This is a genomic window from Natronoarchaeum sp. GCM10025703 (assembly GCF_042661985.1).
GTDB lineage: Archaea > Halobacteriota > Halobacteria > Halobacteriales > Natronoarchaeaceae > Natranaeroarchaeum.
Genome location: NZ_JBHSZF010000001.1, coordinates 1,531,915 through 1,555,196, shown reverse-complemented (window position 1 = coordinate 1,555,196; position 23,282 = coordinate 1,531,915). Strand labels below are relative to the sequence as shown.

The 23,282-nt window shown below is 62.9% G+C and carries 16 protein-coding genes and 3 pseudogenes; 9 read left to right on the top strand and 10 right to left on the bottom strand.

Annotation, left to right across the window (positions count from 1 at the left end):
* Positions 1-8: 8 nt before the first annotated feature.
* Positions 9-824 carry a diadenylate cyclase DacZ gene (gene dacZ / locus ACFQH2_RS08735; protein ID WP_377052781.1) on the bottom strand — a complete coding sequence of 272 codons (816 nt, stop codon included), beginning with the start codon at positions 822-824 and terminating at the stop codon, positions 9-11.
* Positions 825-942: 118 nt separating this feature from the next.
* Between dacZ and ACFQH2_RS08730 the strand changes: the two genes are divergently transcribed.
* On the top strand, positions 943-1,917 hold the full coding sequence (locus ACFQH2_RS08730; protein ID WP_377052779.1) for a deoxyhypusine synthase: 975 nt from the start codon (positions 943-945) through the stop codon (positions 1,915-1,917).
* 40 nt (positions 1,918-1,957) lie between these two features.
* Positions 1,958-2,682: pseudogene (locus tag ACFQH2_RS08725) on the top strand (ribosome assembly factor SBDS).
* Here ACFQH2_RS08725 and ACFQH2_RS08720 read toward each other — a convergent pair.
* Positions 2,679-2,984, bottom strand: coding sequence for an FUN14 domain-containing protein (locus tag ACFQH2_RS08720; RefSeq protein ID WP_377052775.1), 306 nt, complete (start codon positions 2,982-2,984; stop codon positions 2,679-2,681). The pseudogene ACFQH2_RS08725 and the gene ACFQH2_RS08720 overlap by 4 nt on opposite strands.
* Positions 2,985-3,143: 159 nt before the next feature.
* On the opposite strand from ACFQH2_RS08720, the gene ACFQH2_RS08715 reads away from it, so the two are divergent.
* The 3 genes from ACFQH2_RS08715 (at position 3,144) to ACFQH2_RS08705 (ending at position 7,824) form a co-directional block, all read left to right on the top strand.
* On the top strand, positions 3,144-4,595 hold the full coding sequence (locus ACFQH2_RS08715; RefSeq protein WP_377052773.1) for an ATPase domain-containing protein: 1,452 nt from the start codon (positions 3,144-3,146) through the stop codon (positions 4,593-4,595).
* A gap of 19 nt (positions 4,596-4,614) precedes the next feature.
* Positions 4,615-6,792, top strand: a complete 2,178-nt coding sequence (locus tag ACFQH2_RS08710; protein ID WP_377076642.1) for a PAS domain-containing protein — start codon at positions 4,615-4,617, stop codon at positions 6,790-6,792.
* A gap of 66 nt (positions 6,793-6,858) precedes the next feature.
* Positions 6,859-7,824 (top strand): aldo/keto reductase, encoded by a 966-nt coding sequence (locus ACFQH2_RS08705; protein WP_377052769.1) that lies wholly within the window; start codon positions 6,859-6,861, stop codon positions 7,822-7,824.
* A 13-nt stretch (positions 7,825-7,837) separates the two neighbouring features.
* Here ACFQH2_RS08705 and ACFQH2_RS08700 read toward each other — a convergent pair whose 3' ends face one another.
* Entirely contained in the window at positions 7,838-8,440 is a 603-nt protein-coding gene (locus tag ACFQH2_RS08700) for a hypothetical protein (protein WP_377052767.1), read from the bottom strand.
* Positions 8,441-8,546: 106 nt separating this feature from the next.
* Between ACFQH2_RS08700 and hflX the strand changes: the two genes are divergently transcribed.
* Both hflX and ACFQH2_RS08690 read left to right on the top strand, forming a co-directional pair.
* Positions 8,547-9,845 carry a GTPase HflX gene (gene hflX / locus ACFQH2_RS08695; RefSeq protein ID WP_377052765.1) on the top strand — a complete coding sequence of 433 codons (1,299 nt, stop codon included), beginning with the start codon at positions 8,547-8,549 and terminating at the stop codon, positions 9,843-9,845.
* A gap of 40 nt (positions 9,846-9,885) precedes the next feature.
* Positions 9,886-10,989, top strand: coding sequence for a CobW family GTP-binding protein (locus ACFQH2_RS08690; protein ID WP_377052763.1), 1,104 nt, complete (start codon positions 9,886-9,888; stop codon positions 10,987-10,989).
* A 500-nt stretch (positions 10,990-11,489) separates the two neighbouring features.
* Here ACFQH2_RS08690 and ACFQH2_RS08685 read toward each other — a convergent pair whose 3' ends face one another.
* The 3 genes and pseudogenes from ACFQH2_RS08685 to fdhF form a co-directional block, all read right to left on the bottom strand.
* Entirely contained in the window at positions 11,490-12,659 is a 1,170-nt protein-coding gene (locus tag ACFQH2_RS08685; RefSeq protein ID WP_377057050.1) for a glutathione-independent formaldehyde dehydrogenase, read from the bottom strand.
* 135 nt (positions 12,660-12,794) lie between these two features.
* A pseudogene (locus ACFQH2_RS08680) lies at positions 12,795-14,539 on the bottom strand (aldehyde ferredoxin oxidoreductase family protein).
* A gap of 84 nt (positions 14,540-14,623) precedes the next feature.
* Positions 14,624-16,735, bottom strand: a complete 2,112-nt coding sequence (gene fdhF, locus ACFQH2_RS08675) for a formate dehydrogenase subunit alpha (RefSeq protein ID WP_377052757.1) — start codon at positions 16,733-16,735, stop codon at positions 14,624-14,626.
* Positions 16,736-16,870: 135 nt separating this feature from the next.
* On the opposite strand from fdhF, the gene ACFQH2_RS08670 reads away from it, so the two are divergent.
* Positions 16,871-17,428, top strand: coding sequence for a hypothetical protein (locus ACFQH2_RS08670; protein WP_377052755.1), 558 nt, complete (start codon positions 16,871-16,873; stop codon positions 17,426-17,428).
* Positions 17,429-17,478: 50 nt separating this feature from the next.
* Positions 17,479-18,089, top strand: a pseudogene (locus tag ACFQH2_RS08665) (molybdenum cofactor guanylyltransferase).
* Positions 18,090-18,113: 24 nt separating this feature from the next.
* Here the strand turns inward: ACFQH2_RS08665 and yqeC are convergent.
* The 4 genes from yqeC to katG form a co-directional block, all read right to left on the bottom strand.
* On the bottom strand, positions 18,114-18,860 hold the full coding sequence (yqeC, locus tag ACFQH2_RS08660) for a selenium cofactor biosynthesis protein YqeC (protein ID WP_377052751.1): 747 nt from the start codon (positions 18,858-18,860) through the stop codon (positions 18,114-18,116).
* 10 nt (positions 18,861-18,870) lie between these two features.
* On the bottom strand, positions 18,871-19,377 hold the full coding sequence (moaC, locus tag ACFQH2_RS08655; protein WP_377052749.1) for a cyclic pyranopterin monophosphate synthase MoaC: 507 nt from the start codon (positions 19,375-19,377) through the stop codon (positions 18,871-18,873).
* Positions 19,370-20,812 carry an NAD(P)H-hydrate dehydratase gene (locus tag ACFQH2_RS08650; protein ID WP_377052747.1) on the bottom strand — a complete coding sequence of 481 codons (1,443 nt, stop codon included), beginning with the start codon at positions 20,810-20,812 and terminating at the stop codon, positions 19,370-19,372. Before ACFQH2_RS08650 ends, moaC begins: the two co-directional genes overlap by 8 nt.
* Positions 20,813-20,943: 131 nt before the next feature.
* Entirely contained in the window at positions 20,944-23,085 is a 2,142-nt protein-coding gene (katG, locus tag ACFQH2_RS08645; protein WP_377052745.1) for a catalase/peroxidase HPI, read from the bottom strand.
* Positions 23,086-23,282: the final 197 nt, after the last annotated feature.

The window sequence follows — 23,282 nt, the reverse complement described above, 5'->3', positions numbered from 1 at the left end:
CCTGCATATCAGTAGTTCTCCGGATCGATCTCCAGAATCAGTTCCCCGCCTTTGAACGCGCGGACCAGTCCGTCGCTCTCGCTCAGTACGATCGCCGTCGCGTTCGTGTCGCGGGTGATCGCCCCAGCGGCCATATGTCGCGCGCCGAGACCTTTGGGAATGTCGACGCCCTCCGCCGCGGGTTCGAGGTAGCGGTAAGCGCTGACTATCTTCCCGGAGTCGCTGATGACGAACGCGCCGTCGAGTCGGGAGAACTCCTTGAGCATGACCGTCACGATGGGGTCACCGACGTGGACGTGGGACTTCTCGAAGGGGTTGTACGACAGCGGCCGGGACTTGTTCATCACCTTCCCGGCATCGCCGACGACGAACAGTGCGCCGACTGGCTTCCCTTTCTGGCCCTTCTGTCCCAGTTCGATCGCCACCTCGAAGACGGAACGGATCACCGATGGCTCGGCCCGAGACTGTGTAAAGAGATCGTAGACGCCGGAGTTCTCGCCCTCACTCGCCCTGACGCGGGCGACAGTATCAACTTCGTCTTCGTCGAACAGTTTCGCGCCACAGAGCAGTTCGTCGCCTTCCTCGACCAGGTCGTCGTCGAGTGCCCCTTCGATCGCAAAGGTCAGTTGCTCGGCGATGTCATCGAACACCAGCGGTAGCTCGACGAAACTGTCGGCCCCGTGTTCGTTTTCCCGACCGGCAACGATCACGTCGGTATCCTCCATCTCGGCAAACGCCTGGTAGTACGAACTACTCGGCGAGAACAGCACGATTCCGTCCGCACCGACAAATAAATCCTCGAATAACTCACTGACGTCCGACATTGCCCGTACCAACTCCGTGTGAGGGCAAAAGGTTTTGGTCACAGGGGTGGCGTACGCCCCGATTTCGCCGATCGATCGAACTCAATCGTTTCAAGTTCGGCCACACACAAGGACGGGTATGAGCGACGATCAGTCACGGGAGCACGTGCTTCCCGATAGCGACGAAGAACTGGACACGGCGGACGTCGAAGGCTTCGATTTTACCGGCGACGTCACCCTCGAATCTCTACTCGACTCGTATGCGACGACCGGGTTTCAGGCGACCGCTCTCGCCGAGGCCATCGACATCGTCGAGCGGATGCAAGACGACGAGGCGACGGTCTATCTCACCTGCACCTCGAACATGGTCTCTTCGGGCCTACGCGAAGTTATCGCCGCGCTGATCCGCGAGGGGCACGTCGACGTCCTGATCACCACGTCCGGATCGCTGACCGAGGACGTCATCAAGACGGCGAAGCCGTTCAAGATGGGCTCGTGGGACGCCGACGAGGCCGAACTCCGCGAGAAAGGGATCAACCGTCTCGGTAACATCTACGTTCCGTCGGACCGGTACGTCTGGCTCGAGGAGTATCTCTACGACTTCTTCGACGATTTCTTCGCGGAGGAGGCGGTGCGGACGCCGACCGATTTCGCCCGGGAACTGGGCGCGACGCTCGACGACGAGAACTCGGTACTGAAACAGGCCGCGGACAACGACGTTCCGGTGTTCTGCCCGGCGCTGACCGACGCCGAGGTCGGGAACTTCCTCTACTACTACCGCCAGCAGGCCGAGAAAGACATCGGCATCGAGATTCTGGAGGATTACGAGACCCTCATCGAGGACGGTATGCTCGCTGATACGACCGGCCTGATCGCACTCGGGGACGGCGTCCCGAAACACCACGCCATCATGACGAACCTGTTCCGCGGCGGCGCGGACTACGCAGTCTACGTCTCCACGGGGATGGAGGGCGATGGCTCACTGTCGGGCGCACCGCCGGAGGAAGCCGTCTCGTGGGGGAAGATCAAGGATACCGATGCGAACTACACGCAGGTCGAGGCCGAGGCGACGCTCGTGGTCCCGCTACTCGTCGCCAGCGCGTTCGAGTTCTGATCGGGAAACACCTTTTTATCCCCGTCTGCTACTATCAGCTATGATATCGCTCGACGAGGCAGTGACGGCACGGTTGGAATCACACGGGGAGCGGTTCGAGGTGCTCGTCGATCCGGACGCCGCGCTGTCGATCAAGCGCGACGACTTCGATGGCGAACTGGAGGACGTCATCGCCGCCGAAGACGTCTTCGAGAACGCTAGTCGGGGGATCGGCCGACCGAGAGCGATCTGGAGGACGTGTTCGGCACGACGGACCCACTGGAAATAATCCCGGAGGTCATCGAGCGCGGCGAGATCCAGATTACGGCCGAGCAGCGCCGCGAGATGCAGGAGAAAAAGCACAAACAGCTAGTCAACCAGATCACGCGAAACGCCGTCAATCCGCAGATGGACGACGCGCCGCACCCGCCGGACCGGATCGAAAGCGCGCTCGAAGACGCCGGATTTAGCGTCGATCCGATGGAACCGGTCGAGGAACAGGTCGACGACGCGCTCGACGCACTGCGTCCGGTCATTCCGATCCGGTTCGACGAGGTCACCGTCGCCGTGCAGGTACCTGCCGACAAGGCCGGCAGTGCGCAGGCGAAACTCCGCGAGTTCGGAGAACTCCAGCGCGAGGAGTGGCAGGCCGACGGTTCGTGGATCGGCGTCCTCAAGTTCCCCGCCGGGCTTCAAAACGAGTTCTTCGAGCGGGCGAACGAAGTGACGAGCGGCGAAGCCGAGACACAGATCCTCAAGGACGAAGACGACATCAAAACGCGTTAGCCTCGACGGTAGCCGACCCAGAAGCCGCCGATGAAGCCCGCGCCGATCGAGAGCGTCGAGAGGATCGGGACGATCCAGCCAGGGTTCTGCACCGTCTCCTGTGTCGAGACGACGCCGTTGGTCAGTCGGTTGTAGTCGACGATCACGATCCCTTTCGACTCCAGAAAGCGGAACAGGGCGAGTTGGACGCCGACGATCACAGCAAGTAGTTTCGCGATTTTCTTGGTCCCGTAGCCGATCAGTCCGCCGATCAGCGCGCCGCCGCCGAACTCCAGGGCCAGTTGTTGGGCCTCGATCTCCATACAGGAAAGGGGTAAGCCGAGCATAATAAGCACTGTGTCACTGGTCGATCATCTGGTGAACGGGATATCGAAGATTCGCGGAGGAGTCGACGATCGAGTGTTACTCTCCGGGAGTAGCCAGTAACTATTTGAATCACAAGGCCTTCCACCATTGTAATTGTGATCGCCGAGAACAATCGGATACAGACAGGAGTCGCTGGCGCGGACGACGTCCTGAAGGGAGGACTCGTTCCGAACTCTGCAACCCTCGTCAGAGGCTCACCCGGTGCGGGCAAGACGATTTTCGGGCTACACTTTCTTGCGGCCGGTGTCGAAGCCGACGAGTCGACGCTCTATATCAATCTGGGCGAACCGACCGAGTATCTGCGCGACACTGCCGAACGTTTCGGACTCGATATCGGCGCCGTCGAATTTCTCGATCTCTCTCCCTCCGAAGAACAGTTCCAGAGTTCCGAATCCTACGATATCTTCGAATCGAGCGAAGTAGAACAACCGTCGCTTGTCCAGGCGATTCGAGGTGAGATCGAAGATATCTCTCCCGACCGCGTGGTGGTCGATCCGGTTACCGAACTCAAATACCTCTCTTCGGACGAACACCAGTTCCGAACGCAGATCCTGAGTCTGCTTGCTCTTCTCAAGGACGAAGGCGCAACCGTCCTGCTGACGTCCCAGGCCGCCGAGTCGATGGCCGACGACGATCTGCAGTTCCTCGCCGACGCGGTGATCGAACTGGACGCAGACTCCAATCGTCGGACACTGCAGGTGCCGAAGTTCCGTGGATCCGGCTCGAAGCCCGGCCCACACACGGTCACCATCGACGACGAGGGGATACACGTGTGGCCGCAACTGTTTCCCGCCGATCATCATCGAGACTCCTCGCTCGGCACGCTCCCCTCCGGCGTCGATGGGCTCGATAACCTCCTGCACGGCGGCATAACTACGGGAACGATCACGTTCCTGAGCGGGCCGACAGGTGCCGGAAAGACGACTACCGGCTTGCAGTTCCTCACCGAAGCCGCGAGCCGTGGACAGCGGGCGGTCCTGTATAGCTTCGAGGAGGCTCAGAAGACGATGCTCGCACGGGCGGACGACATCGGCATCCCGGCACGGGAGATGGTCGAACAGGGAACACTGATCATCGAAGAGATCGATCCGGACGAAATCGCGGTCGACGAGTTCACGGACCGACTCCGGACGAGCGTCGAAGCGGACAACGCACAGGTCGTCATGATCGACGGCATCACGGGCTACACGCGGTCGCTTCGTGGCGCATCGGACGACGGGACGCGACAGTTGATCAAGATCGGGCGGTATCTCCGTAACATGGGGGTCACGGGGATTTTCACCAACGAAGTCCATCAGATAACGGGAGACGTTCAGGCGACCGAACAGCGGTTGAGCCACCTCAGCGATAATCTTGTCGTTCTTCGCCACGTCGAGTACGACGGCGAACTGCGCAAGGTAATCGGCGTCCTCAAGATGCGAGCCAGCCAGTGCGACTCCGCGATCCACGACCTGGAGATCTCCGAAGACGGCATGTCAGTCGGCGAGTCACTGACTGGGTTACGTGGCATCCTGACCGGCACGCCGGACTGGGACGATGACGTCTGAACGGCCCTCGGGAACCGACATGGAGCGACAGGACGACAGTGATGACTCGCCGCCTAGAACAGTCATCTTCCCGTTGCTGGCTGACAGCGGCAACCGACGCGTTCTCCGGGAGTGGCTCGACGGTCACGAGGAGTATCGGGCCGCCGACCCGGATACTTCGCTCGAGGAGGCCCAGTTCGATCTCTGCGTCGTCGACTATCGGGAGCTAAAGCGCAATGCAACGGAGCTGAAACGGCTGAAAGAGGCCATCAGCCCGAGACTGTTACCGATCCTGCTCCTCCTCCCGGAGCGCCGGATGGACGTCATCGACGAGGACGCTGGCGAGATTGCGGACAACGTCTTCGCGACGACAATCGACGAGATAGTCTCGCTACCGATCAGACAGGCAGAACTCGGGTGGCGGATCAAGGCACTGTTGCGCCTGCAAGAGCAGTCCGAGGCCCTAGAGGCACAGGCGAGCGAACTCCGTCGGTTCAAAGAAGCGGTGGATGCGTCCGGACACGCTGTCTACATCGCAAACCTCGACGGGGAGATAGAGTACGTCAATCCGGCGTTCGAGGAGATTACCGGCTACAGTTCGTCCGAGGCGGTCGGTTCGACGCCAGAAATCATGGACTCCGGCGAGATGTCGGACGCGTACATCCAGAACCTGTGGGAGACGATACTCTCCGGCGAGGTCTGGGAGGAAGAGATACGCAATCAACGCAAGGACGGAACCGTATATACAGCGTATCAGACTATCGCACCGATTGTCACCGACGGAGAGACATGTGCCTTCGTCGCCGTCCAGGCCGACATTACCGAACAAAAACAGCTCCGGCGGGACGTCAAGCAGTCCGCCGCAATCATCGAGCGACTCGACGACCCGATCATGATGCAGGACACGGACGGGGAGTTCCGACTACTCAACGAGGCTGTAACCGAGTATGCGGGGCTCTCGAAAGCGGACCTCCGTGAGGCGGACGAGATGCCGTTCATGGACGAGCAATCCGCTCGGACGATAGCGGAGAACAAGGAAACGGTGCTGGAGACGGAAGAACCGCTCCAGTACGAGATATCGCCCACGTTCCAGCGTACCGACAGGGAGCCAACGTTCAGCACGAAACGCTACCCCTACTACGACCCGAACGGCGAACTCGCTGGGACGATGGCTATCTGCCGGGACGTCACGGGTCTCAAACAGCGCCAGATGGAACTTCGGCAGTACGAGCGGGCGATCACCGAGGCAAACGACCTCATCGCGGCAGTCGATATCGATGAGGAGTTCCTGTTTGCCAACCCACAGTACTGTGAGTATCACGATATCTCCCCAGATGAGATCAGCTCGCTTTCGCTCACTGATGTCATCGGCGAGGAAGCGTACACGACGGTCGCCGAGTCGATAGAGCGCACCCTCAACGGCGAGAGCGTCCAGTATCGCACCACCAGGACGCATCCCATCCGTGGCGAACGGACACTCGACGTGCGGTATCATCCGCTCCGAGATGACGAGGACGGTGTCATCGGCATCGTCGGAGTGCTTCGGGACGTGACCGAAAACGAGGAGAAGACCAAACAGCTACGCGTTGTCGACCAGATCCTGCGTCACAATCTGCGGAACAGCCTCCAACTGATCCGGGGCCACGCCGAACAGATGGGCGCGCAGGGTGACAAACAGATGAGCACGCTGGCCGATACGATAATAGAACGGAGCGACGACCTGCTGACGACCAGTCACAAGTCCCGGGCAATTACCGAAGTGCTGAGTGAGACGGTAGACGTTGGCCGGATTGATATCGGCGAGACCGTGAGCGTGGTGGCCGAATCGGTTGCTGGGTCGTACCCGGGCGCAGAGATCGATGTCGATGTTCAGGACCCGGGCGATGTATTCGCCACACAGCGGATCGATCTGGCGCTCGAAGAACTGCTCGAAAACGCGGTCGTTCACTGCGATTGTGGGTCTTCGTCCGTGGAACTGCGCGTCGAACGGGACGAGTCGGGAGTTCGGATCCACGTCGCCGACGAAGGCACCGGCATGCCGGAGATGGATCGGGACGTGCTGGTGAGCGGCCGGGCGACCGGGGACCTCTACCACGGAAGCGGACTCGGTCTGTGGCTGGTCTACTGGATCGTCAGACGGTCGGGTGGCTCGATCAGCGTCGAAGACAGGGAACCACGGGGAACCGTCGTCACAATCGAACTTTCGGGAGCGAACTGATCGCCGTCAGGTCACACACTCACGGCAACTACAACACTTTTCAGCCGACGGTGTCCACATAGTCGCATGCAGACGACACCGCTCGGTACGACCGGCGAAACGGTCAGTTCTCTCTGTCTCGGTCCGATGCTCTTTGGTACCGAGGTCGACCGCGCCACCTCGTTCGACCTGCTCGACCGGTACTACGAGGCGGGCGGACGCTTCCTCGACACGGCGAACAACTACGCGACGTGGATGGAGGGGTACGACGAACCCCAGAGCGAACCGCTCCTCGGCGAGTGGCTGAACGAGCGCGGCGTCCGCGAGGAGATGACCATCGCCAGCAAACTCGGCTTCAATTTCGGCGAGACACCACAGAGCCTCGCACCGGACGTTATCGAGGGAGAGATTGCGGGAAGCCTCGACCGTCTCGGCATCGACCAACTCGACCTGCTGTACGCCCACGTCGACGACTTCGACACGCCACAGGCGGAGACGATGCGCGCGTTCCAGCGCGCCGTCGATGCGGGCACGGTTCGCCATCTCGGAGCCAGCAACTTCCTCGGGTGGCGACTGGCCCGCGCGAACCGGATCGCCGAGGAGCAGGGCCTGACGCCGTACCAGTGCGTCCAGCCCCGCTTTTCGTACTACGCGCCCAACCGTGGGGCCGACTTCGGCGGGCAGGTGCAAGGAACCGACGAACTACTCTCCTACGCCGACCACGAGGACCTGACCGTCCTGCCGTACTCGCCGACCCTGAGTGGCTGTTACGGCCGCGACGACCGGGGCATCCCCGAGGGCTACGTCAATACCGAAAACCGGGTCAAACGCGATATCGTCGAGGAAATCGCCGACGAGAAGGCTCTGAACGGCAATCAGGTTGTGCTCGCGTGGCTACTCGACCGCGAACAGCCCACCGTCCCCGTCATCGGCGTCAGCACGCTGGAGCAACTCGACCAGAACATCGCCGCGCTCGACGTCGACTTTACGAAGGACGAACGCAGACGGCTCGATTCCGTCGAGACGATGGGGATCTACCCCTGGCGGAACTGAGGCTCCGAGGGACTCACGCCGCGGACGCCTCTACGACCAGGTCATCCGCCGACATCGCGACGTAGTAGCCACGAAAGGTTAGCTCGGTAGTGTCTCCCGCCGCCAGGTCGATCCGTTCCTCGGCGTGGACCGATGAGCCGTCGGGCGACGACACTGAGACGACAACGCGGCCGTCCTCGCTCTCGTTCGTCACAGTGGCGGTGAGGCTGGCCGGGCGCGCGTCGATCCAGTAGGTGTCGTATCCCGTAGCGATGCCCTCGAAGGATACCTCCCCTATCCCGGCTTCGTCGATTGTGATTCTTCGAACACGATCGGTGCTGCCGGTGTAGACCGTCCCGCCATCGGTTTCGTCCTCCGCACTCTCCAGCAGCGTCAGTGCGACGTCGACCTCGCCGGTGTTGCCTGCGTTCCCGACTCTCTCCGTGATCGGCGTGCTGTCCTCGGGGACCGGCGTGACGTCCAGCACGTCCCGCTCCGGCAGGTACGGGTCGGGATACCGAACCGATTCGACGACTGGCTCGGGCGCTTGCTCGTCACCGTCGTCCGACGACGAACAGCCGGCGAGCGGGACGGCAAAGAGGGCGCCGGACAGCGCGAGGAGTCGGCGGCGGTGCATAGCTCTGACGTATCACTCATCGAGGCTAAGTGTTTCGTCGATGCCGTACCGGCATTTAATACGCGTCGAGCGTCTATCCTCTGCTATAGCGGACAGGCTCACTCACATGAACGCGATAATCGCAAAACGCGTCGATTCCGGCACGCCAGATACGTCCGAGATCAGTGACCTCGCCCGTGCGGCGGGCTACACTGTCGTCGGCGAGGTAACTCAGACCCGGACTGAAGATCCAGCCCTCGGGATGGGCGAAGGGAAGGTCGAAGAACTGGCGGTGCTCGCCGCCCAGGAGGACGTCGAGGCCGTCATCTTCGACAACCGCCTCGATCCGTACCAGACCTACAACCTGGGACAGAAACTTCCGACGGGGATCGAGGTGATCGATCGCTTCACCCTGATCCTCGATATCTTCGGCCAGCGCGCCCAGACGCGCAAGGCCCAGTTACAGGTCGAACTCGCGGAGCTACGGTACGAACTTCCGCGAGCCGAAACCAAGGCCAGCCTGGCAAAACGCGACGAGCGGCCAGGCTTTATGGGTCTCGGCGAGTATGACGAGGGCCGCGAGCAGGACATCAAAAAGCAGATCAGCAACATCCGGGACGAACTCGAACAGATCGAGAAAACCGAGGCGAACCGGCGAAAGCAACGCCGGGAATCCGGGTTCGACCTCGTCGCGCTGGCGGGCTACACGAACGCCGGCAAGTCGACGCTGATGCGACAGTTAGCGTCCGATCTGGATGTCGACGAAAACGAGGAGCTTCATCCCGACCTCGACGCCACCGCGGAGTCGGAAGACCGCCTCTTCACTACGCTCGGGACGACGACCCGACAGATGGAGACGAGTCGGCGGGACGTCCTGCTGACCGACACGGTCGGCTTTATCAGTGATCTCCCCCACTGGCTCGTCGAGTCGTTCAAGTCGACGCTGGATCAGGTCTACCGGGCCGATCTGGTGTTGCTCGTCGTCGACGTCACCGATCCGGTCGAGGAGATCCGCGAGAAAGTCGTGACGAGTCACGACACCCTCTACGAGCGCAACGAAGCGCCGATCGTGACGGTGCTGAACAAGATCGACAAGGTCGACGACGAGGAACTCGCGGAGAAGCGCGCGGCGCTGTCGGCGCTCGCCCCGAACCCGGTCGCCGTGAGCGGGAAAGAGGGCGAGAACGTCGAGCGCCTGATCGAACGCATCGACCAGGAACTACCCGCATGGGAGCACGAACGACTCGTCATGCCGATGACCGACGAGACGATGAGCATCGTCTCGTGGATCCACGACAACGCACAGGTCAACGACGTGAACTACGGCGACGACGACGTGCTGGTCGATTTCGAGGCCAGACCGACGGTCGTCGAGCAATCGCGGGCGAAAGCGCGCGACCTCTCTCCGGCCGTCGAATCGGCCTGACGAGGGTGGGGCTTTTGCTTTCGGAGATGAACACGTACGTATGGGGGAGAACAACACGAACGCGATTCCGGTGACGGTAGTTTCTGGCTATCTGGGCGCGGGGAAGACGACATTGGTCAACTACCTCCTGTCGAACCCCGGCGACCGGAGGATAGCCGTCATCGTCAACGACATGGGAGAGGTGAACGTGGACGCGGATCTGATCGCCAGAGAAGGAGACGACGAAGAGGGTGTCGTCGACCTCTCGAACGGCTGTATCTGTTGTGAACTGGGTGACGACCTTGCGACGGAGGCGACACGGCTCGCGGAAAGCCGGGAGTTCGACGTGCTCGTCGTGGAGGCGTCGGGGATCAGCGAGCCAGTTCCCATCGCTCGAACGCTACTCGACATCGAGGACGACGCGGTGGCCGGGGGAGCCAGTCTCGAACTGGATACGATGGTGACCGTACTGGATAGTTTCGGCTTCTGGAAGGAGTTCGATCCGGAGGACCGTGAGCCAAACGAGGACGTCGAACGGCCGCTCTCGGCTGTGATGATCGACGAAATCGAGTTCTGTGACGTGTTGTTGCTCAACAAGACGGATACGCTATCGGAGGACGTCATCGACGAGATAGAGGAGACAGTTACCGAACTCCAGCCGCGTGCCCACATCGAGCGGACGGAGTACTCGGCGATCGATCCGGAACTCGTCCTCGATACGGGCCGGTTCGACTTCGAGGCGGCACAGCAGTCACAGGGCTGGAAACGGCAACTGAGCGGGGACGGCCACGACCACGAGGACGGGCATTCGGTGGCCGAGGCTCATGGGGTCAGTTCGTTCGTCTACCGCCAGCGACAGCCCTTCCACCCCGATCAGTTCGCCGACTGGCTCGACGACTGGACGGGCGATGTGATCCGGGCGAAAGGGATCTGTCGGATCGCTGGCCGAGACGACGACGTGATCGGGCTCAGTCAGGCCGGACCCTCCGTCGAGGCGGGACCCATCGGGACGTGGGACCCCGAACGAGACGACCCGCGAACGGAACTCGTCTTCATCGGACAATCACTCGACGAAGCACGCATAACCGACGAACTGGACGGCTGTCTGGCCCAGGAGGCGGACGGAGAAGACTGGCGGCCAGCGACGGATCCGTTCCCGCTGTAAGGCGGTTTCCCGCTCTGCCCTCGAACGTCTCTCTGAGGTCGTCCCACTCCTCGTGGAAGCCGTGGGTCGATGCTGAGTCGGTCGACATTGCGGACTGGTACACGTCGTCGTATTCGAGCAACTGTGACCACCCCTCGCTGAACGCCGCCGTGCAGTACTTACACATACGATAGCGTTTACGGGAGAGAATATATGAGTTGGCCTGCCGGGTTCGATTTCGCAGGGTCCCTGTGAATATACAACGTGGGACAATAAATACTTATGCATGAGGTTCTAGGTACCGGGTGAGATAACCGATCGGCGGTAACGAGGTCAAGCATGAATTCGGCGAACTACATGGAGCAGGAAGGACAGTGGGTTGAACACGGTTGTAGTAAATGTGAGTGGGCGGCCTTCGCGGAAACGTTCCCCGAGGCTATCAAATCCTACCACTCACACCTAAAAGAACACCATCCGAAAGCCTGGCTGCAAGCCTAAAAAATCGAAGAGAGGGCGTCGCGCTACGGTTCGAGCAGCACTTTGATAACGCCTTCTTCGCGCGCGTCGAACTGCTCGTACATCTCGGGTGCTTCCTCCAGATCGACTCTGTGAGAGACCACCCACGACGGGTCGGCGCGCCCTTCGATGATCAGGTCGCGTAGCTGGCGGTTGTACTGTTTAACATTACACTGGCCAGTGCCGACTTTGAGACCCTTCTCGAAGAACTTGCCGAAGTCGATGCCGAGTCGACCCTGCGCGGCCATTTCGTCCGGCGCGCCGGGGTCTTCGGGGACGTACAGCCCCGGCACCCCGAGTTGACCGGTCGGACGGACGACCTTGATCAGCTGGTTCAGGACGACCGCCGGGTTCTCCTTGGCCGGGTCGTACGCGTACTCATCGGTATCGGTGTCGACGTCATCGGGATCGGTCGCCTGATAGCCGACCGCGTCGACGCCTTTGTCGACCTCGCCGCCGTGTTCATCGATGATCTGCTCGACCGGATCTCCTTCGGTGAAGTTGATCGACGTCGCATCACAGTGCTCTTCGGCGAGTTCCAGTCGGCTCGGCACCTGATCGACAACGTAGATTTCCGACGCGCCCTTGATACTGGCGCTGTAGGCGGCCATCAGCCCGACCGGTCCGGCACCGAAGATAGCAACGGACTCTCCGGGCTGGAGATTCGCCAGCTCGGTCCCGTGCCAGCCCGTCGGGAAGATGTCGGCCAGCAGTGCGAACGCGTCCTCGTGTTCCTCTCCCTCGGGCAGTTTGAGCGCGTTGAAGTCCGCGTACGGAACGCGCAGTTTCTCCGCCTGCCCGCCTTTGTACGGTCCCATCGCGACGTATCCGTACGCCCCACCGGCAAAGCCGGGGTTGACGTTCGTACAGAATCCGGTGAATCCATCCTCGCAGTTCTGACAGAACCCGCAGGCAACGTTGAACGGCAGGACGATCCGGTCGCCCTCCTCCAGCGTACTGACGGCCTCACCGACTTCGCTCACGACCCCCATGTTCTCGTGACCAAAGACGATGCCGGGTTCCGCCGCAGTGCGGCCCTCGTACATGTGGAGGTCGGACCCACAGATGGCCGACGTAGTGATATCTATCACGACATCGTTCGGATGTTGAATTTCCGGTTCATCTACCTCTTCGATCGCTACGTCGTATTCCCCTTGGTATACGACAGCATTCATTGACATATTGTAACTCCCCCTGCACGGAATGTTTCCACAGATCAACTATTATAGTTATTTCAGGCGATCTGAGAGTACCATCTCGAATATATTAACGAATATAGTGGGTTAATATATGCTTGCATCCCTCGGGGATCAGATATCGGACTGCACCGGCAACCCATTTAAGCCGTTCCTGTCGACGTTATCCAGTCCGACACGGTCCAGTAGCGTACGCGTCGGGCGGCCGTCGGCGGTCCACTCGCGGACCTCGTAGTATCGGTCGAGCGTCGTCTCGAACGATTCGGGATCGATGCCGTCGTCTCCGGCGAGCGAGGGCGGGAGCGCGTCGTCTGCTCTGTCGAACCCCTCGCGGACGTTGAACAGGCGCGTGAGCGTCCAGATGCGTTCGCCGACAGTGCGCAGGTCGGTATCGGGGACGACGCCGGCCGCAGCAAGCCACTCCGCCCCGAGGTCGCTGAACACGGGCGCGACGAAGTCGTCGAGGACGAGACTCCAGAGGACCGCTCTGCGGTCTTGCTCCTCGGCCACGGCAGTTGCGACGCGCTCTGGCGTCCAGCCGTCCTCGAACACTTCGTTCTCGATGGGGAGTGCTCGGCGGTGGCAGGCACCTCGATCACTGGTGGCGTACGCGAGCGCCATACTCGGCGCTCCCCGGGGATCGTAGGCGGGCAGTGCCATCGCCTTGACCGTCGGGACGAGTTCTCGCCCACCGAACCGGTGTGCCGCCGCATCGATCCCCTCGGCCAGAACGTCACCGAGGGGCGTGTCACGGGTCGCGATCTCTTGGAGTAGCCGTCGCGCCCCGACGGGATCACCGAAGTCGATCTTCCTGTCCAGTATACCGTCTTCGCTCGCCCTGATCGTCCAGGCGACTGCACTGCCGGCGCTGATCAGGTCGATGCCGAGGTCGTCACAGAGCGCGCCCAGTTCGACGACGGCATCGAACTCGTCGATACCGAGGCCCGCGCCGAGCGACATCGCAGTCCCGCCGCGCGGGACGCTCTCTCCGGTGTCGGTCTCGATACGGAAGTCGCCCGGTGCGGCGTCGTCAGGTCGTTCGCGCTCGGTGGCGTGTTCCCGGACGGCTTCGATTCCCACGGCATCGACGTCGTCGACGCCGCGTTGCTGCCACCCCTCGGCGGCGAGCGCACCGACGGCGTCGGCGAAATCGATGCTCTCGACCGTGCCGCTGGCCCGGTGCCAGCCGGTTGCCGCGTCGCTCTCGTAGCGCTCCTCGTAGCGCTCCCGAAGCGTCTCCAGACCGGTCGGGGGTCGCCCCGTGCGACGACCGTTTTCAGACGCTTGGCCCCGAGTACCGCACCGGCACCGCCCCGCCCTGCGTGGTGCTCGCCAGCGTCAGAGGCAATCGTCGCGTAGGCCACGCGCCCTTCGCCTGCGGGGCCGATACAGGCGACTGCCCCGTCGTGGCTCTCCGCGGTCGAAACGGTGTCCTCGCCCCAGTTGTCGCTCGGTTCGAGGGTAGCGTCGCCGGACTCGATGTCGAGCCGAAGCGGTTCGCTCGCCTCGCCTTCGACCAGCACCCCGATATGGTCGTCGAGTGCTCCAGCCAGTACTGCCGGGAACTCCCCGCCACCGTAGGAATCCAGGAAGGTTCCAGTCAGCGGTGACTTCGTGACGGCGGCGTACCGGGCGTCGCCCGGCAGGACGCCGGTGAGCGGGCCCAGCATGAACAGGACGACGTTCTCCGGACCGAGGGGATCGGTACCCGGGGCCAGTTCGTCGTAGAGGTAGCGTGCGCCGAGTCCTTTGCCTCCAATGAACTTCCGTAGCCACGGCTTCGGGACGCGCTCGCTCGTCACGGACCGCGTCGAGAGGTCCACGCGGAGGAGCCGGTCGGGCGTGAGTGGCTCCGTCATCGGTACGCCAGTCGGGACTCTCGGTTCGGTCCCACCCGGGAGTTCCCGGGCGGGGCGTGTCCGCACCGCTCGTGAGCGATCACGTCAGTCGTCCGCGGGTGATTCGTCGGCTGGCTCGATACCGACGTCGACCTCGGCTGCTGCAGCCTTGTACTCGGGGATCTTCGCCCGCTCGTCGAGGACGTTGTTCGTCAGGACGTTCGCGGACGCCTCGGCGAAGTGTGGCGTCGTCCAGACCGAGCCCTCCTTGATGTCAGTCGTGACCTGCGCTTTCAGCGTGATCTCACCCCGTCGGGATTTCAGAGTGACGTAATCGCCGTCCTCGATACCGTACCGCTCGGCGTCCTCGGGGTGGACGTCGACGAAGTTCTCGGGGTGCTGGCGCTTGAGCGTCGGCGAGCGTCGACTCATCGTCCCCGTGTTGTAGTGCTCTTCGAGGCGTGCGGTGGTGAGCGTGAGCGGGTACTCCTCGTCGGGCACCTCCCTCGGTGGCTGGTGGACGACACCCTCGATCTGACCGAGTCCGTTCTCGGTGTCGAAGGATTCCTCGTAGAGGAACGGATCGCCCTCGTCACCGATCTCGTAGCAAGGCCAGTGGAGGCCCTCCTCGCCGAGCAGTTCGTAGGTCATTCCGTGATAGCTCGGACAGACCTGCCGGAGCTCCTCGAAGACGGCTTCGACGTCCTCGAACCGGAACGTCTCCTCGTCGAACAGCCGACTGCCCATCTCCATCAGGATCTCGAGGTCGTGTTTCGTGTTCTCGTGGACCTTGTCGACGCCGCGCATCCGCTGGACGCGCCGGTCGGTGTTCGTGACGGTGCCGTCGCGCTCGGCCCAGGTCGTCGCCGGCAAGATCACGTCGGCGAACTTGGCTGTCTCCGTCATGAAGATGTCCTGGAGGACCATGAACTCCAGTTCCTCGAAGCGCTCTCGCACCTCGTTGGCATCCGGTTCGGACATCACTGGGTTCTCGCCCATGATGTAGAGTCCGTGAACGGAGCTTCCCGCGGCGTTCGAGATTTCGACGTTGGTCAGTCCGGGTTCGTCCGGTATCTCGAAGCCCCATTCCTCTTCGACGCTCTCGCGGGCCTCGTCGTCGTCGACTAGCTGGTAGCCCGGCAGGACGTTCGGCATCGCACCGACGTCACAGGTCCCCTGCACGTTGTTCTGGCCGCGCAGCGGGTTCACGCCCGTGCCGGGGCGGCCGAGATTACCGGTGGTCAGCGCGAGGTTGATCTCGTTCTGGACGTTGTCGACGCCACAGGCGTGCTGGCTCATCCCCATTCCGGTGAAGATGGCCGCGTTGTTCGCCTTCGCGTACTTCTCCGCGGCGAGTTCGATATCTTCGAGCGGGACGCCACACTGCTCGGCGGCCTCCTCCTTGTCGAAGTCCTCTAGCGTCTCCTTCAGGTCGTCGAACCCTTCCGTCCGCTCGGCGATGAACTCCTCGTCGATCCAGTCGTTCTCCAGAACGGTCTTGAGTACGATATTCAGGAGCGGGATGTCGGTTCCCGGATTCAACTGGAGATGCATGTGGCGGTCGGTCTCGTCGATACTGAACGACCGGGTGGTCTTGTTGGCGTGTGGGTCGACCTGGATGACGGTGGCCCCCTCCAGAACGGCCTGTCGGAAGTACTGGCTGTTGGCGATGGGGTGCTGTTCGCCGGGGTTCGCCCCCTGGATCCAGAACACGTCGGCGGCCTCCTCGAGGTCCGCCATGCTGTTGGTCATTGCGCCCGCACCCAGACTCGTCCGGAGCGCCCACACCGTCGAGGCGTGACACATCCGCGTGCAGTTGTCGACGTTGTTGGTGCCGTAGCGGCGGGCGAGTTTCTGGAGCAGGTAGTTCTCCTCGTTCATCGTCTTCGAGGAGCCGTAAAAGCCCATGGCGTCCGGGTTGTACTCGTCCCGGATGTGTTCCATCTCCGAAACGATCCGGTCGTACGCTTCCTCCCACGATGCCTCCCGGAACTCGCCGTCCTCCTTGATCATCGGGTCTGTCAGACGGTCCTCGTGGTCGACGACCTCTGTCGCCGCGCCGCCCTTGATACAGACGCGCCCCTCGTTGACCGGTGCGTCGCCCCACGGCATGAAGCGAACGTCGCCCGGTTCATCGCCTTGCTGCACTTTGATTCCGCAGCCGACACCACAGTACGGACAGATCGTTTTGACTGGTTCTTGGTTATCGCTTGACATAGTTGAAGCCTCCCTGTTGAGGTGCCTATGATATATAATGACAGTTCAGCACTCATCAAGTTATCCTACGATATCTGACTAGTTATGGATCAGATGGGGCAATGCTCACAACGCCGGCGCTCGACACTGGACACGATGGAGCTAACTCGAGCGCTCATCGAACAATCAGCGACGGAGTACGAACGGGACGCGCCGTTTTATACGGTCGAGCAGGAGTCCATCGAGACGCTTCCCGCGGCGTTCAAGAACGGTGAGTTCGGCCGCCGGGACGCCATCTGGATCGTCGAGTGGTACTACCGCCGCGAACTGGGCGCGGTCTCGAACCGCGAGCGACGCGCCCTCGAAGACGAGTTCGAGGAGAACGACCGGCGGGAGATAAAACGGGCAGTCGTCGACGCCGCGAACGCAGACACGCTCGACGCCGCAACCGATTCTCTCACTGCGCTCTCCGGCGTGGACATCACCGTTGCATCGGCGTTCCTGTTCTTTATCGATCCCGACCGCTATCTCGTCGTCAGCGAGACGGAGTGGGACGTCCTGCACGACGCCGACTACCTCTCGGAGCCATACCCCGATCCGCCCACGCTCGACCAGTACAGGGAGTATCTCGACGTCTGTCAGGGACTCGCCGACCGGTTCGACTGCGACCTCTGGACGCTATATCAGGCTCTCCGACAGCTTTCTGATCGCTGAGAGCCGCGGCTCCCACAGGGGCTTTTACCCCGCAAGTCGATAGTCGGAGTATGTCTACGGCCGTGATTATCGCAGGGGGACGCTCGACGCGCTTTGGCGACCAGGACAAAGCCGTTGCCGACCTCGGGGGACGCCGATGATCCGGCGCGTCGCAGACGCCGTCGCGGAGGAGGTCGACTCGGTCGTCATCAACTGCCGGGCCGACCAGCGTGCGGCGATAAAGTCGGCGATGGCTGGCTACGATGCCCCCGTCAGTATCGCCGAGGACGAACGCCCCGATGCCGGGCCGACAGCAGGGATGATGACCGGCCTCCGCGCCGTCGATTCCGGGTACGCCTTCGTCGTCGCCTGCGACATGCCCTTCGTCGACCCCTCGTTCGTGGAGTTCCTGTTCGACCGCGCCGCAGGCCACGACGGCGCAGTTCCGCTACTCGATGATGGCTGGTACCAGACCACGCAGGCCGTCTACCGCGCCGAGGCGATGGCGGATGCCTGTGAGCGCGCCCTCGACGCCGGTGAGCGGAAGGTTCTCGCCGCACTCGACCGGATCGAGTACGTCACGGTGGAGGAAGACGCGGTTCGCGATCACGCCGACCTGCAGACGTTCAGAAACCTCAATACGAACGAAGAGTTCGACGAGGCGACCGCCGAGTTCGAGTGAGTCCGGTCCGTGTTTCCGGGCCGGTCAGTCGAGGAGTTCGCGAACCGGGTCCTCCTCGATCATCGCAGTGAGCGCAACGGCGTCGATCCGTGGCTCCTCGCGGACCCGCGTCCCGATCTCTCTCGCTACGTCGAGGGCCGCCGCATCGTCGACCATGTTGACGACTGCGATCACGGTAGCGCTCTCGGGAACGCCCTTGAGCGCACCGAAATCGCTCGTCAGGACGCCCGCGACGGTCTGAGGGCGGATCTCGTCGCCGACCGATAGGTCCGTGATCGCCGCCACGCGCTCGGGCCGGTGGACGTACTCGTCAGTGAGCGGTTTGCCGACCGCCCGGATGCTCGCGATGGGGAGGACGGTATCCGCCCCGGCGGGGATCTGCGGTTCGTGTTCGGCGGGCGCTTTCAGCAGTCGCGTCCGTGCGCCGTCGGCCTTCACGAGTATCGGCGCTTCGACGTCCGCGTCGGCGAGCGCGTCGACGGTCTCGGGGTCGTAGCCCAGATACCGGTCCTCGCGCTCGCGCTCCGGGACGAGACCGAGCGGCCACTCGTCGGTCTCGCGGGCCGCCGTGATCGGATCCTCGGTCACGACGACTTCGGAGACCTGGCTGTCGAAGATCGGAATCCGAACCGTCGCGGTGACGATGGCCCGGTCGAGTCGGTTCGCAAGCGCGTACAGCGTCGTCTTCTTGCCGCCCGCGCCGACGACGCAGACGAGGCCCGAGCGAGCGTCGAGCGCGTCGGCCAGTGGCGGTGGATCGAGAACAGTCATCGCTGGATACTCACAGTCGCTCCTTACGTTTCTGTGCGACGTGTACGTTCTCGATTCTGGTGTCCGGATACTGGCCGTCGGCGTCCTTCTCGGCGGCTTTGACCATGTCCCAGACGACGTTCAGACCGGTCGTCACACCTTCGAGGGCTTCCATCTCACAGCCGGTCTTCCCGGTGGTCTCGACGGCGACGGCGAGGCCGACGCGGTCGTCTTCGACCTCGAAATCCACGTCGACGTTCGAGACCGGGATCTGGTGGCACAGTGGAATCGTCTCCCAGGTGTGTTTGACCGCCTGTATCGCGCCGATCCGCGCCGTCGCCAGCACGTCGCCCTTCTCTACGTCGTCGGCCCGGATCGCCTCGACCGTTGACGGCTGAAGCCGGATCGCGCCCTCGGCGACGGCCCGGCGGTCGCTGTCGGGCTTGTCGCCCACGTCGACCATCTGCGCATCGCCGGAGTCGTCGACGTGCGTTAGTTCGTCGGCCGGGGTCTCGGTCGCACCGTCCTCCTCACTCATCGCCATCACCCCACAGCGCCCGGGCGACCAGCGGTGGGAGATCAGTGGCGACCAGCCCGTAGCCGTGATCTTCGACGGCCAGATCGCCCGCAGTGCCGTTCGCGTACGCCGCGATGCCCGCGGCCTGTACGGAGTCGTCGAGCGTCGCGACCAGGGCGGCGGTGACCCCAGCCAGCACGTCACCCGTGCCCCCGACGGTCATGCCGGGGTTGCCCGTTCTGTTGACTCGCGTTCGCTCGCCGTCGCTCACGATGTCGTAGGCACCCTTGACCAGTAGTGTCGCGCCGACCTCTCCGGCGAAGGCTTCGACGGCGTCGGCGCGCTCGCGCCAGTCCTCCTCGCGCGGGCCGCCCATCGCCGCCAGTTCGCCCTGATGGGGCGTGCAGACGAGCTGTGCGTCGGTCTCGACATCCGGGACGACCCGGACCGGATCGGCGTCGACGACCGCGCGCCCGTCGTAGGATGCGAGGAACTCGCTGACAGCGTCGAGGCTCCCTTCGGCGGTACCCAGTCCGGGGCCGACGAGCACCGTGTCGACGTCCGCGGCGAGCGAGAGCAAGGTGTCGACGTGGACCGGCGCGATACGGTCGCCGGGCAGGGCCTCGACAATGAGGTTCTCGGAGTAGCCCGCGACGGCGTCGGCGACTGATTCGGGCGTCGCGACGTAGACCAGATCCGCGCCGGCGCGGAGGGTGGCGTGCGCGGAGAGCGCGGGTGCGCCGGAGTAGGGGCCACCGCCGATTACCAGCACCGTGCCGTGGTCGCCCTTGTGGCTCTGCGGATCGCGCGCGAGCGAGTGCAGGTCGCCGCGTTCGACGAACAACTCGGCGGCCGCGGGGATGCCGATATCGGCCACCGTGATATCGGCGTCGACTGCTTCGAGCCCCGGCTTCGCGTCGTGAAACGTCACTACGTGATCGGCCTCGACTACGACGCCCGGCGCATTGCCCGTGTCCGCGTCGACACCGGAGGGGACGTCGACCGAGAGGACCGTCGCATCGCTCGCGTTGATCGCTTCGGCGGCGCTCGCGGCCGGTTCTCGCAGTGCGCCGGTGACGCCAGTGCCCAGCATCGCGTCGACCACGACGTCCGCGTCGGGCAGTGCGATCTGGGCCGAGTCTCTGACCGCCTCGATATCGTACTCGCCCTGCCGCAGAGCATCCCAGTTCTCCCGTGCGATATCGGTCGTGATGGTCTCTGCCCGGCCCAGCAGGTGGACCGAGACGTCGTATGCGTCGAGAAAGCGCGCCGCGACGAAGGCGTCGCCGCCGTTGTTGCCCCGGCCGGCGACGACGACGACTCGGGTACCCCGCTCGGCGACGTCTCGGACGGCCTGGGCGACGGCGTTACCGCTCGACTCCATGAGCTGTTTCCGCGGGACGCCAAGCGCCTCGGCGTTCGCGTCTACCGCGGCCATGCGCTCGCTCGTGATCATATAGCGAGGTTCGGCGTCCGGCGACAAAACGATGCTGGAGGCTCGGCGTCGACAGCGAAAAAACAGAAGCCGAGACAGGAGATCGGGACCGGGCGTTGTCGGGAGATACCAGCCCGGATTCCGGGCCGTGATTACTCGAGATCGAACCGGTCGAGAGTCATCACTTTGGTCCACGCATCCACGAAGTCATGCACGAATTTCTCCTCTGCGTCGTCGGCACCGTAGGCTTCCGCGAGCGCCCGAAGCCGGGAGTTCGAACCGAAGATGAGGTCCACGCGGGTGCCTCTCCACCTGACTTCGCCCGTCTCACGGTTGCGCCCCTCGAACACGTTCTCGGAGTCCGGGGCCGCTTCCCACTCCGTATCCATATCGAGCAGGTTCACAAAGAAGTCGTTGGTCAGCGTCTCCGGTCGGTCAGTGAACACACCGAGGTCGGTATCCTGATAGGTGGCGTTCAGTGCGCGCATGCCGCCGACCAGAACCGTCATCTCGTCGGCCGCCAGATTCAGCAGTTCCGCGTTGTCAACCAGTACTTCCTCGGCCGGTCGGTCGGCGTCGCTGCCGAGGTAGTTACGGAACCCGTCCGCCGCCGGTTTGAGCGCGTCGAACGAGTCGACGTCGGTCTGTTCCTGCGAGGCGTCCGTCCGTCCCGGCTCGAACGGGACATCGACGTCGTAGCCGGCGTCTTCCGCAGCCTGCTCGATGGCCACAGAGCCACCCAGAACGATCAGGTCAGCGAGCGAGACTCGCGTCCCGTCGGACTGTGTGCTGTTGAACTCTGTCTGGATCCCTTCCAGGGTCTCCAGCACGGTGTCCAGTTGTTCCGGCTCGTTCGCCTCCCAGTGCTTCTGGGGTTCGAGGCGGAGACGGGCACCGTTTGCGCCGCCGCGTTTGTCGCTGTCGCGGTACGTCGACGCCGAGGCCCATGCGGTCTTGACCAGTTGGGGCACGGACAGGTCCGAGTCGAGGATCTCCTCTTTGAGTGCGGCGACATCGTCCTGCCCGATCAGGTCGTAGTCGGCTTCGGGGATGGGGTCCTGCCACAGCATCTCCTCGTCCGGAACCTCGGGACCGCGGAACCGGGTCGGCGGGCCCATGTCGCGGTGGATCAGTTTGTACCACGCCTTTGCGAAGGATTGCTGGAACTCGTCGGGGTTCTCGCGGAAGCGCTCGACGATCTCCCGGTACTCGGGGTCTTCCTTGAGCGCGATGTCCGTCGTCATCATCATGGGCGCGTGTTTCTCCGACGGATCGTGGGCGTCCGGGACGGTGTCCTGTGCGGCTTCGTCTGTCGGTGCCCACTGTACCGCACCACCGGGGCCTTCCTCTACCTCCCACTCGTAGTCGAGCAGGTTGTCGAGGTAGGAGGTGTCCCACATCGTCGGCGTGCCGTTCCAGGCGCCCTCGATGCCGCTGGTGATCGTGTCGGGACCTTTGCCGGTGCCGTGGTCGTTCTCCCAGCCGAGGTCCTGCGCGTCGATAGGGGCCTCTTCCGGGATTGGCCCGAGGTCTTCGTCGTCGGCACCGTGGGATTTGCCGAACGTGTGGCCTCCGGCGATGAGCGCGACGGTTTCCTCGTCGTTCATGGCCATGAGGCCGAACGACTCACGGATGTTCGCGGCCGACGCAAGCGGGTCCGGCTCACCGTTCGGTCCCTCGGGGTCCACGTAGATCAGCCCCATCACGCTGGCCCCGACTGGCTCGTCGAGCTGTCCCTCCTCGTTACGACGCTCGGACTGGTGGGCCTCGAACTCCTCCTCGGGCCCCCAGTTGACGGATTCGTCGGGCTTGAACGCATCCTCGCGCCCGCCGGCGAAGCCGAACGTCTCGAATCCCATCGACTCCAGGGCGCAGTTCCCGGCCAGGACGATCAGGTCGGCCCACGAGAGTTTGCGGCCGTACTTCTGCTTGACCGGCCAGAGCAAGCGGCGCGCCTTGTCGAGGTTCGCGTTGTCCGGCCAGCTGTTGAGGGGTGCAAACCGCTGGGTTCCGCCGGACGCGCCGCCGCGGCCGTCGGTGGTTCGGTACGTACCGGCGCTGTGCCACGCCATCCGAATAAACAACGGGCCGTAGTGGCCGTAGTCAGCCGGCCACCACTCCTGTGATGTCGTCATCACCTCTTCGATGTCCGTCTTCACGGCCTCGAGGTCGAGTGTCTCGAACTCCGTGCCGTAATCGAACTCCTCGCCCATCGGATCGGCCTGGCGGGCGTTCTGGTCGAGAATCTCCAAGTTCAGCTGATTCTGCCACTGGTCTGGGTCGGACCAATTCATCACCGGCGATTTGCAGTCTTTCGCGTATTAATCTTGTCTAACTCACTGACAATGTCTTTGTTAACCTCTAAGCAGTCTGTCGAATGTATTATTATGTTCGAGTGACTGCTTTACAGTCTCACGGACGTGTTTGTTCAGAACAAGCAGGCTGGAATAAATATGGGCATAGGACGATTGACTACACGCTTGGAGTCTTG

Excerpts from the sequence above, each read along its gene's own strand:
- ACFQH2_RS08705 (WP_377052769.1), top strand. The coding sequence starts at position 6,859 with ATGCAGACGACACCGCTCGGTACGACCGGCGAAACGGTCAGTTCTCTC.
- moaC (WP_377052749.1), bottom strand. The coding sequence starts at position 19,377 with ATGAGTGAGGAGGACGGTGCGACCGAGACCCCGGCCGACGAACTAACG.
- ACFQH2_RS08720 (WP_377052775.1), bottom strand. The coding sequence starts at position 2,984 with ATGGAGATCGAGGCCCAACAACTGGCCCTGGAGTTCGGCGGCGGCGCG.
- katG (WP_377052745.1), bottom strand. The coding sequence starts at position 23,085 with ATGAATTGGTCCGACCCAGACCAGTGGCAGAATCAGCTGAACTTGGAG.
- ACFQH2_RS08700 (WP_377052767.1), bottom strand. The coding sequence starts at position 8,440 with ATGCACCGCCGCCGACTCCTCGCGCTGTCCGGCGCCCTCTTTGCCGTC.
- ACFQH2_RS08670 (WP_377052755.1), top strand. The coding sequence starts at position 16,871 with ATGGAGCTAACTCGAGCGCTCATCGAACAATCAGCGACGGAGTACGAA.
- ACFQH2_RS08690 (WP_377052763.1), top strand. The coding sequence starts at position 9,886 with ATGGGGGAGAACAACACGAACGCGATTCCGGTGACGGTAGTTTCTGGC.
- ACFQH2_RS08685 (WP_377057050.1), bottom strand. The coding sequence starts at position 12,659 with ATGAATGCTGTCGTATACCAAGGGGAATACGACGTAGCGATCGAAGAG.
- hflX (WP_377052765.1), top strand. The coding sequence starts at position 8,547 with ATGAACGCGATAATCGCAAAACGCGTCGATTCCGGCACGCCAGATACG.
- yqeC (WP_377052751.1), bottom strand. The coding sequence starts at position 18,860 with ATGACTGTTCTCGATCCACCGCCACTGGCCGACGCGCTCGACGCTCGC.
- ACFQH2_RS08650 (WP_377052747.1), bottom strand. The coding sequence starts at position 20,812 with ATGATCACGAGCGAGCGCATGGCCGCGGTAGACGCGAACGCCGAGGCG.
- fdhF (WP_377052757.1), bottom strand. The coding sequence starts at position 16,735 with ATGTCAAGCGATAACCAAGAACCAGTCAAAACGATCTGTCCGTACTGT.
- ACFQH2_RS08730 (WP_377052779.1), top strand. The coding sequence starts at position 943 with ATGAGCGACGATCAGTCACGGGAGCACGTGCTTCCCGATAGCGACGAA.
- ACFQH2_RS08710 (WP_377076642.1), top strand. The coding sequence starts at position 4,615 with ATGGAGCGACAGGACGACAGTGATGACTCGCCGCCTAGAACAGTCATC.
- dacZ (WP_377052781.1), bottom strand. The coding sequence starts at position 824 with ATGTCGGACGTCAGTGAGTTATTCGAGGATTTATTTGTCGGTGCGGAC.